This is a genomic window from Geminicoccus flavidas (assembly GCF_009806515.1).
GTDB classification, from domain to species: Bacteria; Pseudomonadota; Alphaproteobacteria; order Geminicoccales; family Geminicoccaceae; genus Geminicoccus; species Geminicoccus flavidus.
The window spans coordinates 1-15251 of sequence record NZ_WUJP01000872.1 but is presented as its reverse complement, the minus strand read 5'-3'; the positions used below and the strand labels follow the sequence as shown (position 1 = coordinate 15251).

The following is a 15251-nucleotide window of genomic DNA, read 5'->3' as shown; positions in this document are numbered from 1 at the left end:
ATCGCGCACCCTCAGGCCACCTTGTCGCGCTTCGAAGCGGCAGCGCCCGTCAGCACGTACTCGTCCCAGGCCCGGGCGGCTTCGATAGGGATGCGCGTGGCCCTGCCGATCTTGGCGATCGCCAGCCGACCGGCCCCGATCTCTGCATAGGCCTTCGTCTTGCCGATGCCCCGGGTCGCACAAAATTCTTTCACGCTCAGGAAGCGCCGCTCCAGATCCATCCGCTGCTATCCTCCACGTTTCATCAGAGTTCGCCGCGAAGTATAATCTGTACGACAGGACGTTCCCGTTTTTGGACAGTCGGAAGAATGGCGGATCAAAAGCCCCGCGAGCCCGTAACAGGGCGCACCCGCGCGCAGTTCGAACAAAAGGCACCACACCTCCTGGAACAGGTCGACGGTCGTTGGCAGCTCGACACGAGCCGCTTCCCGGACTGCGACGTGTTCAATCCGTCGTCGGGATGTGCCGCGGCAAGCGGCCGAGGAGATGCGCGGCGGCTAGCGGCGCGTATCATGCGAGATTCGACCTACCCTTGGAGGCGAGGCTACGATGAGGATGGAAAGGTGATGGTTTGGGCGACGCATACCCTCTCGCTGCAAGCCCGGGTGAATGCTGAGCTTCGGGCTTCCCGCGAAGCATCGCGGGCGAACCTGATCCGGTGGACCGCACCTGACAGTCAAGGAGCCGCCTTGTCTGGCACTAGCACCCCTTGCGGATCTGGATCAGCTTCGACTGTTGCGGCCGCGGCAGCCGCTCCCATCAGTCGGCCCGATCACGGCAACTAAGAGCGGAGAGGGAAGTTCAGGGCATCTACCCCTCATGCAGCCCTGGCGCCTGCACAATGGCAGCGGTTCACCTGGACTGCCTGTGCAACCAGTTGCCGGCGCCCGGACCGTCGACGACGATTCCATCGCCCAATTAGTGTCCGCGGCTGACACATCCGCGTTTGATCCCAACGACACTGGAGGTGGGCCTGTCGCCTGCCAGGTCGAGCAGCTCCTGGACCATGTTGGTGTGCAGGTGCCAGTGCTGATGGAGGATTTAGGGTGGCCCCCTGCCGCCCCGCGTTTTGCCCGCTGAGCGCCAGCGTGTCGAGAAAGTCTGACAGGAATGGACCGGGGCGCGGGCGGAGACAAGGTCCGAGACGGCACCAGGGTCGAGGACGCGATCCAGCCGTTGAACGTCGCACTTACTGCTTATGCGGAGGCGGCGGAGCCGTTCGGTGCCGCACTGCAACACTACGAGGGAGACTAGTGCGAGGTCCGGATGGCGGACCGGCTCCGATTGGCGACCATGCTGCGGCGGCACCCTAGCGGTTGACTGGGAAGCTCTCGTCGCCGAGCATGAGAGGTTGGCCAAGCACCTGGCCGAGGTCGACAGGATCCTCTGCGGCAAGGATGGCAGTGTTACAGCCTGCCTCTAGGTGACGCCGCGGCTGGTGCAGGTGTGGCTGCGCGGGGACCGGCGGAATACCCGAGAGGGTCATGTAGGCGCCGCCCGACCTGCTGCGGCAGGGGTAAGCGTGGGCAGGCCGACTTGGCGGAGCCAGAGCAACTTGAGCACGCGATGCACTCTGGCTGACGGTGCTCCTGCGAGATCCGCGCCCCATTACCTACGGAAATCGATTGGCTTCCTGGGGCCATACTTCACCACGGGATAGCAGCGAAGTAGCCGCTACTCCTGCCGGTCCGGAACCAATTTTACACCTCCTTGCTGGCGGTCGGAGGCACGGCGACATGAAGGTTGGCTTTGGTTAGGCTAACTGGATGAAAAAATCGAATCAGCCACGTCAGCTATCTTGCCGGCAATTTGATTGTGCTGCAAATTTGGCTACAAGTCGTTAGGGAGGCGATTCGAGTGCGAAAAGAATTCAACAAAGCTTGCGTCAAGACTGGACGGCACCGCCCGAGAGGCGGCTGGCATTGCTCGGCATCCGAATGACCCCCAACCGCATGATCGAGATGAAGGTTGGAGCTGCCCGCAAGGGGATGCCGGTTGAAGCGCTCTTCGAGGCCTTTTGGAAAGACTACGTCTCAAGGAGGCTGCACTGACTGCCGTCGGCTGGCGTCCGGACAATCTTAGCCTGTCCCCGCCCATCTACCTTGACCACAATGCCACTACGACACCACTACCTGAGGTCGTGGAATTCGTCGCCCGCGCCATGACCCAGACGTGGGCAAATCCGTCGAGCGCCCACTGGCTCGGTGGCCAAGCCCGTGCCCTGCTCGAGACGGCACGCGATGGCGTCTGCGAACTTATCGGCGGCGCGATGCCAGAAGGCGTTATCTTTACCTCCGGCGGGACAGAGGCGAACAACATCGTCCTCCTCGGAGGTGACCCCGGCTGCGCTTGGCGGTGTGTCATTACCTCGCGAGTCGAGCATGCCTCCGTCCTGCGTCCCGCTCAGGTGTTGGAACGTCGCGGCTGCAGGGTGATCCTTCTAGAAGTCTCGGACGGTGGGAGCCTTGACGCCGAAGCGCTTACGCGCGCGGCTGCCGCGGCGCCGCCTGGACCCCTGCTGGTTAGCCTGCAATGGGCGAACAGCGAGACCGGCGTCATACAACCGCTGGCGGAACTAGTCGGCGCCGTTCGAGCGGTCCGTCCTGACGCGTTCATCCATAGCGACTCCGCCCAAGCAGTCGGTCGCGTTCCAATGGACGTTATGACGGTCGGTGTCGATGCGGTTGCCTTCTCCGGCCATAAAATTCATGGGCCGCATGGTATCGGTGCACTGGTGTTTGCCGATCCGGACGAGTCGCGAGTCGCGCCGCTTGCCCACGGCGGGGGGCAGGAACATGGACTGCGCTCCGGAACACACAACCTTCCCGGGGCCGCAGGTCTCGGGCTCGCCGCAGCCAGTCGAGCGCGCTCATTCGACGATGCCGCATCGCGTATGCGCGCCGTACGGGATGCGTTCGAGGAGAGCCTCACTGCATTGGTACCGGGCATTGTAGTGAACGGTGCCGCTGTGCCGCGACTGCCGAACACATCCAATATCCGTTTCCCGGGGCGCGACGGTATGGAGATCGTGGCGCGCTTGGACACGCTCGGCGTTGCCTGCTCGCAGGGGTCCGCCTGCTCAAGTGGAAGGCCCGAGCCGTCGCACGTCCTCCGTGCGATGGGGCTGTCAGAGGCGGACGCCTATTCTAGCGTGAGGTTCTCGTTCTCAGCACTGAACACAATCGACGAGGCCCAGCGTGCGGCGCGCGCTGTTGCGCAGGCACTGAGGGACGCATGATGTCGGCAGCCGCCAATAAAGAGCGCCGACGCTTCGAGTACGGGCGTCATGAGACCTTCGCCGTCCGGCATGGCTGGCTTGGTAAGGGGATCGCATATGTTGCTGATGACGCGCCGGCCTTCAGCGATGATGAGGCGGCCGTTGTGGACCTCGGCCTCGGCAGCCGTATGGTTAAGTCCCTCCGCTACTGGATGGAGGCGAGTGGACTAGCATTTCGAAAGGAGTGCCCTGGGGAACGGAAGTCGCGCCGCCTGCAGCCAAGTCGGCTGGCTGAGGTAATCCGCCAGCACGACCCTCATCTTGAGTATCCGGTCACTTGGTGGTTTGTGCACCTCAACTTGGCGCGGAGGCCACGCAGCGTCTGGGGCTGGTTCTTCTCAGATTTTCGAGAGCGCAACTTCGACCGCGCCGTCTGTGTGGAGGCGTATCTTCGCCATCTGCGTCTAAACGCGGCGAACGAGCCCTCGCTGCCAGTGGTCCAGCGGGACATTGCGTGCCTCCTTTCGACGTATGCGGCACCTGCAGCGGCCGAGCCGCAAGATCCAGAGGACGGCACCTCGTCGCCGCTCCGTAGCTTAGGGCTGGTGGTTAGACACACAGATACCGGGCGCTTCGAGAAGACCCGTCCCCTGGACGGCGTGCCGATCGAGGCGTTCCTCGCCTGCGTCGCGGCCGCAGCCGCCGACATGGAACAAGAGTCCATGTCGGTCGGGGAGATGCTCGGCCGAGGAGGTGGTCCAGGCACAATCTTCGGCCTCGACGCGGAGAGCATCGAAGACATGGCCATGCGTGCCGCGAAGGACTTCGCCAAGCAAGGCGTAGCTCTGGACCTTCTTGGAGCCGAGAGAAGGCTGCGCGTTCCGATAATAGATGCGTCCAACTGGATCGACTGGCACTTCGAGCGGATCAGGAGCACGCCATGAGCGGTGCTGTCCGGTTCCGTTCGGTCAATCTGCGGGAGGATCTGCTCGATCCTTGTAGGCTGGCGCACTACCAGCCGACGCGGCGTTCCGCGCCTGTCGTGCGTGCAGTTTTAGAGAGTGGCGCGCGGATGGTGATCGCCGCCTATGGCAGCGGGAAGTCGTTGGCGGCCGGTGTTGGCTGCCTGCTCGTCTCGAATCGTGACAAGGCAGTGCTCGGCGAACTCGTGGCGAGGATGGGGCCCGTGGATCCCGATCTGGCCATCGCGGCTGAGCGCCGAACGAGGCTGCGTGATAAGGGCCGCGTAGTCGTTCTTAGTGGTCACGTTCGCGACCTGCCGGCAGCCCTGTGTGAGGGGGTTGGCGCGAAGAAGGGCCGCAGCATCGACGCGGCGCTTGACGTGCTGGAGGCAGCCGGGGGCACCGACAGGATCGCTATTGTCTGGGACGAATTTGGGCGTCACCTTGAAGGGATCGTCAACGAGGGCCGGTCGCGTGAGCTCGACGCGGTGCAGCGGCTCGCGGAGTGGGCGGTGCGCGCCCGTGCCCCATCGGCGAGCCTGACGCTGCTACTACACCAGAACCTACTCGCCTATGCGACGGTGCTGAACCAGACCTCCCGCAACGAATGGCGGAAAGTCGAGGGCCGTTTTGAGCAGATACGGTTCGTGGAGGACAGCCAGGAACTCTATGCCTTAGCCGCTACCGTTATCTCACAACGCCGTCCGAACGGCATGATCCCACCCAAGGAGGCTGCACTTCGGCGAGTCACTTGCGGCGCCATCGCGGCGGGCTGGTTCGACGGCATGTCCGACGAAACGCGTGTCGCGAACCTGCTCAGCCAAGCGTATCCGTTCTCGGCTGCGGCGCTGCACGTCCTGCCGCGGCTGGTGGCCCGCATCGGCCAGAACGAGCGGAGCCTGTTCGGCTTCATCGATGGTGCAGACCTGTCGCGTCCTATTGGTATGGAGGAGGTATATCAGGGATTCTCTGACGCTATGCGCTCCGACGTTGGTATTGGCGGTTCTCACCGCCGCTGGGTCGAAGCGGAGACCGCACGCAGCCGTGCCGCGGACGAGGTGGAGCGCGAGGCTCTGGCAGCAGCATGCCTGCTCCAGATGGGTGTCGACGGAGAACGCCGCAGGCTCTCTCGTTCCACACTGGAGACCGCTATCGCAAGCAGGGAAGGCTTCTCCCCGGAGCGTACTAGTGCGGCTGTAGACGGCCTGACCTCACGTAAGCTCCTGCTGCACCGCAGATTGAACGATGACGTGTCCATTTGGCACGGTGCCGACATAGATTTGGCGAGGCGCATCCGTGAGGAGAGAGCGAGGCGTATGGAGGCTTTCGACCTCCTGACGTTTCTCAAGGCAAACCACCCTGCGCCGTTCGTGCGTCCTATTGGCCACAACCTGAAGTTCGGGACTGCGCGGTACCTGAGGGGGGAATACGTACGAGCTAGCGACGTCGCGTCGGGCGACGTGCTGTCCGCAGGCGACTTAGCGAAGGCAGCGTGGGGCCAGGTTTTTTATGTGTTGGCCGACTCCGCAGAGGAACTCAAGAAGGCGCGCAGGAGAGTCGAGTCCGGTTGGCCCGACTCTAGGCAGGCGCTGGTTGTGCTACCAGCCGAACCGATTTCGGTGTTTGAGGCCGCGCTCGAGATCGACGCCCTCATGGCCCTCCAGACGGATGGCTTCCTGGAGGCCGAGGACCCGCTAGTCAGGCATGAACTGACCGAGCTGTTGGCGGTCGCGCGCCGCCAGCTCGCCGTCCTACTACATCGGCTCACCACAGACAGACCGACCTCCGCCGAGTGGTGGCGCGCCGGACAGCGCCTGCGCGTGGACCGCGACCACCCGGCGGGCGTAGCCGCGAGCATACTGCTGGACGAGCTCTACCCACAAACCCCGCACATCGTGAACGATCAGCTGATGCGGAACCGACTGTCCCGTCAGATGGAGACGGCGCGCATCCGGGTCCTGACGCGGGTCCTAGAGCGCGCAGGCGACGCTAGGCTCGGCTATCGCGACGAAGAGCTGTCATCGGCTGAGGGATCGGTCCTCCGCACGGTTCTTGAAGTGACCGGCCTGCACGTGTCGGAGGGGGGATCGGGGCGGTTCGCGCTGCCCGAGGAACTCGGGGACCCCGGCCTACGAGCCGCTTGGCAGATGATCGCGGACTTCTTCCGCATCCCCGGGGCGAAGTCTCTGGGCGAACTAGTGTCCGCCCTTTCGGCGCCACCCATCGGTCTCCCGGCAGGGGTGCTGCCGCTCATCGTGGTCGCCGGGTTCAAGGCGTTTGGCCGGGCAGTGAGCCTCCGGGTGGACGGCACCTATTCGAACGACGTCCTCGGCTTCGATGCAAGCCGGATGTTCCTCGAGCCGCGGAATGTCGAGGTCGAGGTGCATCTCTCCGATGAGGAGACGATGCGCTACTTGGCTGAGTTGGCGTATGTCTTCAGCCACCGCAGGCCTGGCCAGCTTGACGAGGCCGTTCGGTTCGCGGTGGACGCGTTGACCTCCTGGCGGCTCACGGTGTCCGAGGGCGTCCGGCGCTCCCGCCGCCACACGGACGACGGACGAAAGCTGCTGAACCTCATGGCCGATAGCAGTGATCCGGCGGGACTGATCCTCGAAGTACTGCCAAATACATTCGGCGCGCGCCTTCCAAAGCGGGGCCGCTTCGAGTCCACGCTGCGCATGCTCGAGAAGGCTCGGAATGATGTGGACCGCCTGGTCGAGGGCTATGTTCGCGAGGCCGTAGAGATCATCTGCGAAGTCCTGAGCCTCCAGCGGGCCGACGACCCAGTAGCCGGAGTTCAGGGATGGATCAGTTGCCTCAATGTGCCATCTCTCCTCCGCCGGGAGGACCTAACGATGACCGACAAGGCCGTCCTGCGGACTGCTCTGGATAGCACGAACGGTCGGTACTCGGCGGAGAGCTTGGCGCGGGCCGTTAGTTCTATCCTGCTACGGCAAGGGATCGAAAAGTGGGAGGACGGAACGGCGGCGCAGCTGCGCAGAGCGCTGCGCGAGTGCCGGGCGCGCGTCGAGGAGGCCGCCTTGTCGGCCCCAGAGGCCGGAAGCGGATTGGAGCCCCTCATCACCGCGCGCATCGAGGCGCTGGAGGCGCAGCTCCGGCGGATTAAGGAGGGCGCGGCACCCTTGAAGATGGCCGTGGGGGGGACACGATGACGACTGTGGCCAAAGTTGCGGATGCCGTGTGTGACGCTGCGGCACGCCACATTGTGCCGCTCTCCGGCGGCAAAGACAGCACAGCGCTCGCGATCTACCTGGCGCAGCGGTACCCCGAGGTAGCGTTCGAATACGTGTTCTCGGACACAGGCGCCGAACTCCCTGAGACCTACGAGTACTTCGAGCGGCTAGAGCACGTCCTTGGCCGTAAGATCACCCGCATCACGGCGCTGGAGATGGTCGGCGTCGCGGAGAAGCCAGGCCGCAGTCCGTTCGACGTGGTCCTGTACGACCACTTCTCCGGCTTCCTGCCAAGCCCCCGTTCTCGCTGGTGCACAAGGATGCTGAAGATTCACCCTTTTGAACGGTACATTGGCTCAGGCAAGGCGTACTCGTACATCGCCATCCGCGCCGACGAGAACCGCTCAGGTTACCTGGTCAATGGAAAGCCGGTGCTGCTCTCGGAGCAGCCCAACATTACCCCAGTGTACCCGTTCAAAGACGAGGGCATCACTCTCTTTAACGTGCAGCGCACCCTCGAGGACAGCGGCCTTGGCGCACCCGCATACTACGAGTGGCGTTCCAGGTCGGGCTGCTATTTCTGCTTCTATCAGCAGGTGGGCGAGTGGCAGGGGCTGCGTGAGCGGCACCCCAAACTGTTCGAGAAGGCGAAGACCTATGAGAGCGGCCGAAACGGCCGCCGCTATACCTGGGTTGACGGACGATCGCTTGCCGACATCGAGCGTATGCCGAAGCGCGCGATAAAGCCGAAGTCGGATGACGACGGCTGCGCGATTTGCCATCTGTGAGCGTGGGGACGTCATGAGGGACAATCCCCTGGTCGCGTTCCTCGCGAGCTATGGCCCATCCGCCGCGTCGGACTCACTGGCCGACGAACACGTGCAGGCTGCCGTCGACCGCCACGGCGTGCGGGCGATCCAAGCGCCGGCGCCCAAGCTAGCAGCCATGATCGAAGCCCTCCTAGGAGACGATCCGTGCAGCGTCATCCTCACGGGCACCGCGGGCGACGGAAAGACTTACCACATCCGAAGCTTCTACCTGGGCGTGGCGGGCGGGGACGCCAAGCTCTGGCCGGGCAAGGAAGGCGTCCTCCGAACGTCGCTCCGCGGACGCCCGCTCCGGATCATCCGTGACCTCAGTCAGCTGACAGACAGCGCCAAAGCTGACGAGATTGAGGGCGTTACGCGGAGCCTGCTCGGCGAGGACCGCGAAACGCTCTATCTAGTCGCAGCAAATGACGGCCAGCTGCTGAAGTTTTGGCGCGACGCCAGCGACAGGGAGGATCTGAACTCAGCTCGGCGCTCGCGCTACGAGGCGGTGCTTCGCGCCCTGACGGACATGCTGCGCCGCGACCAGGAGGTTCCCGAGGGCGGGCTAAGCGTGCGCCTCCTGAACCTGAGCCGCACGGTCACGGGCGAGACGCTCGACGCCGTCCTTGACAGCATTCTTACCCACGAGGCGTGGGAAAGCGGATGCGCCCATTGCCCGCAAGCGACGTCGGCAGCTAATCCATGTCCGATTCGCCTGAACAGGGCCCTGCTCATGGGCTTCGGGCCCGACGGCTCCGACGTATTCCGGCGCCGCCTGAAAGAGGTGATTCGGATCGCGGCGCTGAACGACCAGCACATCCCGATCCGGCAAATTCTCATCTTGGCGGTCAACATCCTCCTCGGGGATTCGAAGAGGCGTGACCGGCCGCTCCTGTCGTGCACTGAGGCGCAGAAGCGGGCAAGGGACCACGACTACGCACGAACGAACCCGTTCGGCAACGCGCTCGGCCTGAACGTTAGGGCCGAGAGGCGGCGCGCATTGACCGTGTTCTCCGCGCTGGAGACGTTTGGCGTCGGCAGCGAGACCAACACTGCGCTTGAAAACCTACTCATGGATGGTACGCCGCCAGGCGTGGCTAAGGCGATTGAGGCTCGGGATCCGGTTTACGGCGGCGGCCTTTTCCGGCAGAGACTTAAGAATTACAAGGAAGGTACCGACACCTCGTCAGGGACCAGCGGGTTTCAGTCAGCGCTAGAGGCGCAGCGGCGCAGACTCTTCTTCCTCATGGACGAGCCGCATGGTGGAGGACCAATCTCCCCCTGGCGCCTCACTATCTACCACCACGCGGGGGAGTACCTGACCTTCGCGGAGGCTCTGTCCACTAGTCCCCTCAAGAATCCGACGCTGGTCGAGCCGATCACCGCCAAGCTGGTGAAGGGCATCAACCGAACTCTGACGGGGATGATGGTTGAGGATACGCAGCGCGTGTGGCTCGCACGCTCCATCGGTAGGTCCGACGGCGCCGGCGGCAGGTTCACCTCGATTGACCCAGTCGCGCGGCGCGCGGCGAGCCCCCAGCGTCTGGTGGCCGTTCTCGATCCGGCAACTGGGCGGCCGCGGCTGCAGGTCGTGCTGCGGTCGCCTAGGCAGCCCGACGTCGCCTCGGCTCCCTTAGAGCTAAGACCGCTGCTGTTCGAGTACCTCATGCGTGTCGCCGACGGCAGCCTGCCGTCCAGCTTCTCCCGCCAGTGCCAGCAGGAGGTCCGTCACTTCGCACTCGCAGCATCTTCCTTCATCCAGAACCATTTCACCCGCGACGAATCGGAAGCCCTGCCGATCCTCATCCTCTCGGTCGGCCGGGACGGGGTCATCCAGAGCCGCGATATTGGAGTTTGACTATGGCGGCGACCAACGCAAATTCCGAGCTCTGGCTATCAAAAGGAGCGCTGGCCGTCCCGGAGAACCAGCGCATCCACGCGCTCACGGTATGGTGCGACCCGGCCATCTGGGGCCTGGCGCTCTACGATGATCAGACCCCGTGGTTCACCCTGATCGAGTGCCTCCAGCTCCTGACCTTCCGGCATCGCGACCGCAAGGAGCTCTTCCCTGGCCTGGGCGGCTCGCCGCAGGCTTCCTCGCACGAGCGGCAGTCTTATCGCATCAAGCTGAATACCAATCTCCGCCACCTTCTCTTCCGTGACCAGGAGGTGGCCCGCATTGCAGCCCGGGGAGGCGCAAACGATGAGGTGCGCTGGCGGCAGTGGCTGGAGCGGACGGTCAAGGACTTCCCGGACCTGGACTTGTCCTATCTCAAGGCAGCTTTCTCCGACGATTTCGCGCACTTCTCGGAGGCCCTGGAGCTCCTGCGCTCCGCCGAGGTGGAGCAATTCGGTGCAAAGCGGTGGACGTCGAGGCACCTCCAGCCGGTCGGCGAGGCGATGCTATTCCCCGACGTCAAGATGAAGGACGATGGTTTCGCACTCGACCGCCGTTTCTTTCAGCGCACCGGCGAAATCCTCTACCTCATGCTGAACCGCTCGGCCGACCGTGCCCTGTTGGAACATCTCGTGACGATGCGTGTCTTGAACGCAGATGGGCCATGGAACCGAATTGCTAGGCGTCTTCAGGGTCCTGATGCCGACGCGACGACGGACGAGCCAAAGTGGGTCGAGGCACCAACCATCGGTTACCTGCCGGTGCCGCACCTCGCCCGCTACGACGAGCTGGCGCGCGACTGGGTCTCCATCCTCTCCCAGTCGACCATTCCACTCGAGGACGCGCTCGAGTTCCTAGTCCGGCTGAGCGGACTGCACCAGGTTATCTACATCGCCGAGAGGGCCGTCGATGTGTCGGGCAGGGCGAGCCTGACGCCTTTCGTTGTCGAGATGTCCGGGTCCGCCCGGAACAACCCAGTCCAGATTCTCTCCGCCGAGCGGTACAAGGCACACAAGATGCTGCCGTCGCAGGCGGTCGAGGCATTCGTCCAGTCCTACGCAGACACGTCGGAGTGGCGCGAGGTCGGCACTGGCCCAATGGACTGCACGCACGCGAAGAGGCTCCTATCGAGGCGCTTCGCCTGGACGCCAAAGAGGACCGCAGCCGCCTCGGGTCTGTCGCTTCCGACGGACCAGCTTCAGGCCATGCTGGACGCCGCTAAGACCCGCAACCACGACATCGGCTCCACCTTCACCGTCCACGCAAAGAAGATCGGCCTACTCACGGCGCGGCAGCGCGCAGGGACGTGGTACTCGCCGTCGGACAGCCTGCTCGAGGCCCTCGTCCTGGCCAACGTGGACGGCGCCATAGAGCTGGGGCAGTTCCTCTCCATCCTGCGGCGCCGCTACCACATCGTGATCGGCCCCGAGGAGGCAAGGACGCAGAGTGGTGAGCTTCCTGTTCCCTTGGAGGATCTCAGAGAAAACGAGCGCAGGCTTGAGGAGCGCCTTCGGGTGCTTGGCTTCATCAATAGAAAGTCCGACGACTGCGCCTTTGTGGTGAATCCGTTCGCCGGCGGACACGTCGCGACAGGGAGGCTCGTCCATGCAACCGCATGATCTGGTCGGGAAAGTCGCAGCCCACCGATTGCACGGCCTGTTGATGTCGCAGCCCTCAGGGCGCCTGCTGTACGGCATCCTGGGGCTGCCGCCACAAGTGGCGTGCGCCATTGCCCGGGAGGTGGCGGCCCTGCCGGTTGTGGGTGGCCGCATCGACGCCTGCGTTCACCCGGAACTCGCTTGCGCAGATATCGGCAGCGCTCGTGTGTCTGATGAGACGGCGACCCACCACCGCAACCATGCCGACCCGGACGTGGTGCTGACCCTCTTCTCGGTTCCGGCGCGCGACGTAAAATCTGTTGAGCAGAGCTTGTCTCATGTCGAGCATCTGGACGACCAGTGGCTGCTGGAGGACACGGAGACGTGGGCCACGAAGGCGCTCCCGCCAGATGCTGATGAGGAGAAGCGCGTTCACCTCGCCGTGATCCTGTCCGGGCTGGTGCGCTCCGGCGTAGGATTCGATGCGCGGCGGGTTGCAGACTTCACCGCTAGGCTCGTCCGGCACCACCTTGCCGACGGCCTGAGGCTGGCCAACGCCGCGCGCCGCGCGCTCCCTGCGCTCAGGCTCGCCCGGGATGCGGGCGATCCGCGGGCTGAACTCGCGGATGCAGCCGCGGCGGAACAATTCTTCAGGCGCCTACAGGACGAGGTGAAGCCTGCACTCCACCTGCAGGCTAGGGACGGCGAACCTCTGGCTCGGTCCGAACTCCGCAAGCGGCTCGTCGACCTCAAGAAAGCCGCGGAACTCTCCGACGCTGCGGCCGCGGCGCTGAGCGCGCTGTTGGCAGACCCCAATGTCGGCGACGGAGGGTGGACCACGACGCAAGCTGCGGCCGCCGAACTTTCCTGGGAAGAGACGGCAAAGCTCTTTGTGGATGAGCGCAAGAAGTCGAAGGACACCTTCGGCGAGGAAACGCGCCAGTTCTTCGAGAGGAAGTTTCCCTCAGCGCTGACACAGGCCGACCAAGACCTGCTCGACGATCTAAAGTCCGATGCCGCACGACCCAAGGAGACCTACGACCGGTTCTTCGCCGACCACCGGGAGCGGCTCCGGGCGGAGCCGAAGCTGTATCGGCGTTGGGAGAAGCTGGTCTTCCGAAAGCCAATCGAGACTGATGATCTCGCGGAGGGGCTGCTCCGCCTCGCGGAACGGGCGCGTCCGGACCCGGAGGAGGAGGGCGACGGCGTGGTCCTCTACATCCGGCTGGACGGCGCTGAGACGCTCGACTTTTGGACGGAGGACAAGAACACGAGGCTATGCCGTGTCCTCCGTGACCGCTGGCGCGGCCTCGATAAACTGCTGACGCCGGACGTCGTCCTCGACTTCGGGCGGTGCTGGAGGGATCCTTGGGAGGCTCAGATCCCAGCCGACCCGGGCGAGGTGTCCTCAACCGGGAAGGACGCTGTGAGCTTCAACCTGAAGGCATGGGCACTGAAGACGACAGACCTCAAGTCGGATGTTCCTTCCCTCGAGGCGCTGCGCAAGGCGCCACGTGCCCAGATGGTCTGGACGCCGAAGGCCGACGCGATGATCACGGCGTTCCCGCTCGACCTTGAGGTGCTTGCTCATGATCCGGCGCGGACGCCTCTGCTAACCGCCTCCGTGTCGGCGAACCGCTACGACAGGCACGGCGCTGTCCAGGCGGTTAACCTAGCCAACGCAGCTACCATCACCGATGTCGGCGGGAACAGCGATGGCAGGCTCGCCGATCCACGAAAACCCGCCCACCGCGTGGACGAAAACTGGCGGGCCAGCCTCAGGAATGCCGTCGCTGACGGGATCGTCACAGCAGACGACGCGGCGTCAATGTCGGCGGCGCTTGATGCCTTCCAGGACGCCTACACCCGGGCAATCCAGGCGATGAGGTCGGGCGCTGGTTTGGCGGATGATGCCTTGATCCGACAGGCCGAGCTTTACGGTGACCTGCTCCGAGCCCTGTCGACCCGTGCGCGGGCTGAGGTTAGCGTCAAGGAGCTCTGGGGGCCGCTGCTCGGCATCGGCGCTGCGGTGGTCGAGGGATCACGGGAGTCCTTGATAGTGACTCCCTGGCACCCGCTGCGCCTCGCGGAAATCTGCGTCAAGGCGAGGCAACTTGCGGAGGGTATGCGGCTCGTCGTCCGAAGTCCTGCTCGGCTCACGGCAGAGGTTGGTGAGTACGTCAATGACCTGGTCCGCGCATTCGCTCGGACATATTACGCCGACGTCGGATCGATTCCTGGCGCCCCCTACATCTTTGTAGCGGAGTCCCGGCACCTTGCCGATGTTAGCCTGCTTGAGACACCCGTAGCGGTCGCGGACGGAGCGCTCGCCGACGAGCCCGCCGAGGGAACCGTCGAGGCTTATGAGCGTGTCGCGAAGGAGTACCTCGACCTTCGGCCGCACGAGAAGGCAAGCTTCTCCACCGTACTGTTGGATGCGGAGTCCGAGGACCTCCCGGTCCAGATGGCGGAGAGTATGGCTCGCCGGATCGAGGGCGACGCTGGGCTCCGTTGTGATCTAGTGCTCACGCACGAGAATGTCGGGAGCCTCAGGCGCATCTATGAGCGGCAGAATCGCCGCATCGGGCACGAGGTGGATGCTTCGCTCACCAGCGAGGCGGCCCGGAACTTCTTATCAAGGCTGCGGGTTGCCATCGTGGACCGTCAGTTCCTCGACCTTGGCGGCGCTAAGGCTCACGACATCGTGCTTCTGCAAGACGTGATCGCACGCCGTGCTGAGGTTAAGTGGACGCGGGCGTCCGGCCTCAGCGCGCCCTCGATTGCGGCCAACGTCCCTACCGCGCAGTCCCGGCGCAAGCCCTTTCGCAGGGGCAACACAACGTCTGGTAGCTACCTAACAGCACCAGGCAACCCCGAGGCTGTGCAGGCGTACGTGGATGCGCTGCACGATGTCGTCGACGGGCGAGCGTCCGAGAGCGGCGATCCATGGCTGCCGATGCAGGAGGTAGAGTTCCAGTCGGGGCGGGTCCGGGAGACTCTCGACAAGGCGCACCACCTCGCCAACTGGGTCATGACCTACGACCGGCTCGCTGACCGCCGTCTCGTCGGGTCCTCGGATCGACGCATCATCCGCTACTTCAGTGATCCTCGCTCCGACCACAACGTTATCGTGTCGGCCGAAATTGGTGAGGAAGTCATCGGTGAGCGGCTCATTGATGACCTCCATGCGGCACTTCCCTCTGAGGACCCAGCGCGCCTGGCAGGCATCCAGCGGGCGATTCACCGTGCCTCCGCATCGCTGTCGGGGGCGATAGTGATGCGTGCGGCTCAGAGCCGGAACTACGCACAGGAACTCCTCGGACTGGTGCTGACACAGCGTGAGCTCAACCTCCTCTTTGAATCCGACGCCCAGGAGTTCCAGACCGCTTGGTTCTTCCTTGACGACTTCGCCCCTTGGCTGTCGCTCAATGGCTCCCGCGCCGACCTACTCGGTGTCTGCTTCGCCGCGACGGAGGCGGGTCCGGTGATCCGGCTGCTCGTGGCGGAGGCTAAGTTCGTGGGACAGGCGAGCCTGTCCGAACAGCGCCGTCGCTCCCTTGAGCAGCTGGCGGCA

9 protein-coding genes are annotated in these 15251 nt (G+C 64.3%); 8 read left to right on the top strand and 1 reads right to left on the bottom strand.

Translation table 11 applies throughout. The annotated features are described in order from the left end of the window. Nucleotides 1-11 precede the first annotated feature (11 nt). Nucleotides 12-221, bottom strand: a complete 210-nt coding sequence (locus EQG76_RS24880; protein WP_200841098.1) for a MerR family transcriptional regulator — start codon at nt 219-221, stop codon at nt 12-14. Between the two features lie 889 nt (nt 222-1110). On the opposite strand from EQG76_RS24880, the gene EQG76_RS24875 reads away from it, so the two are divergent. The 8 genes from EQG76_RS24875 to EQG76_RS24840 form a co-directional block, all read left to right on the top strand. Continuing rightward, a complete protein-coding gene (locus EQG76_RS24875) occupies nt 1111-1254 on the top strand; it encodes a hypothetical protein (RefSeq protein ID WP_159717315.1) in 144 nt (47 codons plus the stop codon). A 763-nt stretch (nt 1255-2017) separates the two neighbouring features. Then, complete coding sequence (locus tag EQG76_RS24870) at nt 2018-3238, top strand: cysteine desulfurase family protein (protein WP_159717313.1); 1221 nt, start codon at nt 2018-2020, stop codon at nt 3236-3238. Beyond that, nucleotides 3235-4161 (top strand): DUF4007 family protein, encoded by a 927-nt coding sequence (locus tag EQG76_RS24865; protein ID WP_235031549.1) that lies wholly within the window; start codon nt 3235-3237, stop codon nt 4159-4161. Before EQG76_RS24870 ends, EQG76_RS24865 begins: the two co-directional genes overlap by 4 nt. Continuing rightward, nucleotides 4158-7352 carry a hypothetical protein gene (locus EQG76_RS24860; RefSeq protein WP_159717311.1) on the top strand — a complete coding sequence of 1065 codons (3195 nt, stop codon included), beginning with the start codon at nt 4158-4160 and terminating at the stop codon, nt 7350-7352. The genes EQG76_RS24865 and EQG76_RS24860 overlap by 4 nt, the downstream gene beginning before the upstream one ends. Next, complete coding sequence (locus EQG76_RS24855) at nt 7349-8161, top strand: phosphoadenosine phosphosulfate reductase domain-containing protein (RefSeq protein WP_159717309.1); 813 nt, start codon at nt 7349-7351, stop codon at nt 8159-8161. The genes EQG76_RS24860 and EQG76_RS24855 overlap by 4 nt, the downstream gene beginning before the upstream one ends. 13 nt (nt 8162-8174) lie before the next feature. Next, complete coding sequence (locus EQG76_RS24850; protein ID WP_159717307.1) at nt 8175-10040, top strand: hypothetical protein; 1866 nt, start codon at nt 8175-8177, stop codon at nt 10038-10040. Nucleotides 10041-10042: 2 nt separating this feature from the next. Continuing rightward, nucleotides 10043-11698: a hypothetical protein gene (locus EQG76_RS24845; RefSeq protein WP_159717305.1), complete on the top strand. Its 1656-nt coding sequence runs from the start codon at nt 10043-10045 to the stop codon at nt 11696-11698. Next, the coding region (locus EQG76_RS24840; RefSeq protein ID WP_159717303.1) for a hypothetical protein at nt 11685-15251 on the top strand (3567 nt) is incomplete at its 3' end. The genes EQG76_RS24845 and EQG76_RS24840, both read left to right, overlap by 14 nt.

Coding starts and splice junctions, on each gene's coding strand:
- EQG76_RS24845 (WP_159717305.1), top strand. CDS start 10,043: ATGGCGGCGACCAACGCAAATTCCGAGCTCTGGCTATCAAAAGGAGCG.
- EQG76_RS24880 (WP_200841098.1), bottom strand. CDS start 221: ATGGATCTGGAGCGGCGCTTCCTGAGCGTGAAAGAATTTTGTGCGACC.
- EQG76_RS24875 (WP_159717315.1), top strand. CDS start 1,111: ATGGACCGGGGCGCGGGCGGAGACAAGGTCCGAGACGGCACCAGGGTC.
- EQG76_RS24865 (WP_235031549.1), top strand. CDS start 3,235: ATGATGTCGGCAGCCGCCAATAAAGAGCGCCGACGCTTCGAGTACGGG.
- EQG76_RS24850 (WP_159717307.1), top strand. CDS start 8,175: ATGAGGGACAATCCCCTGGTCGCGTTCCTCGCGAGCTATGGCCCATCC.
- EQG76_RS24860 (WP_159717311.1), top strand. CDS start 4,158: ATGAGCGGTGCTGTCCGGTTCCGTTCGGTCAATCTGCGGGAGGATCTG.
- EQG76_RS24855 (WP_159717309.1), top strand. CDS start 7,349: ATGACGACTGTGGCCAAAGTTGCGGATGCCGTGTGTGACGCTGCGGCA.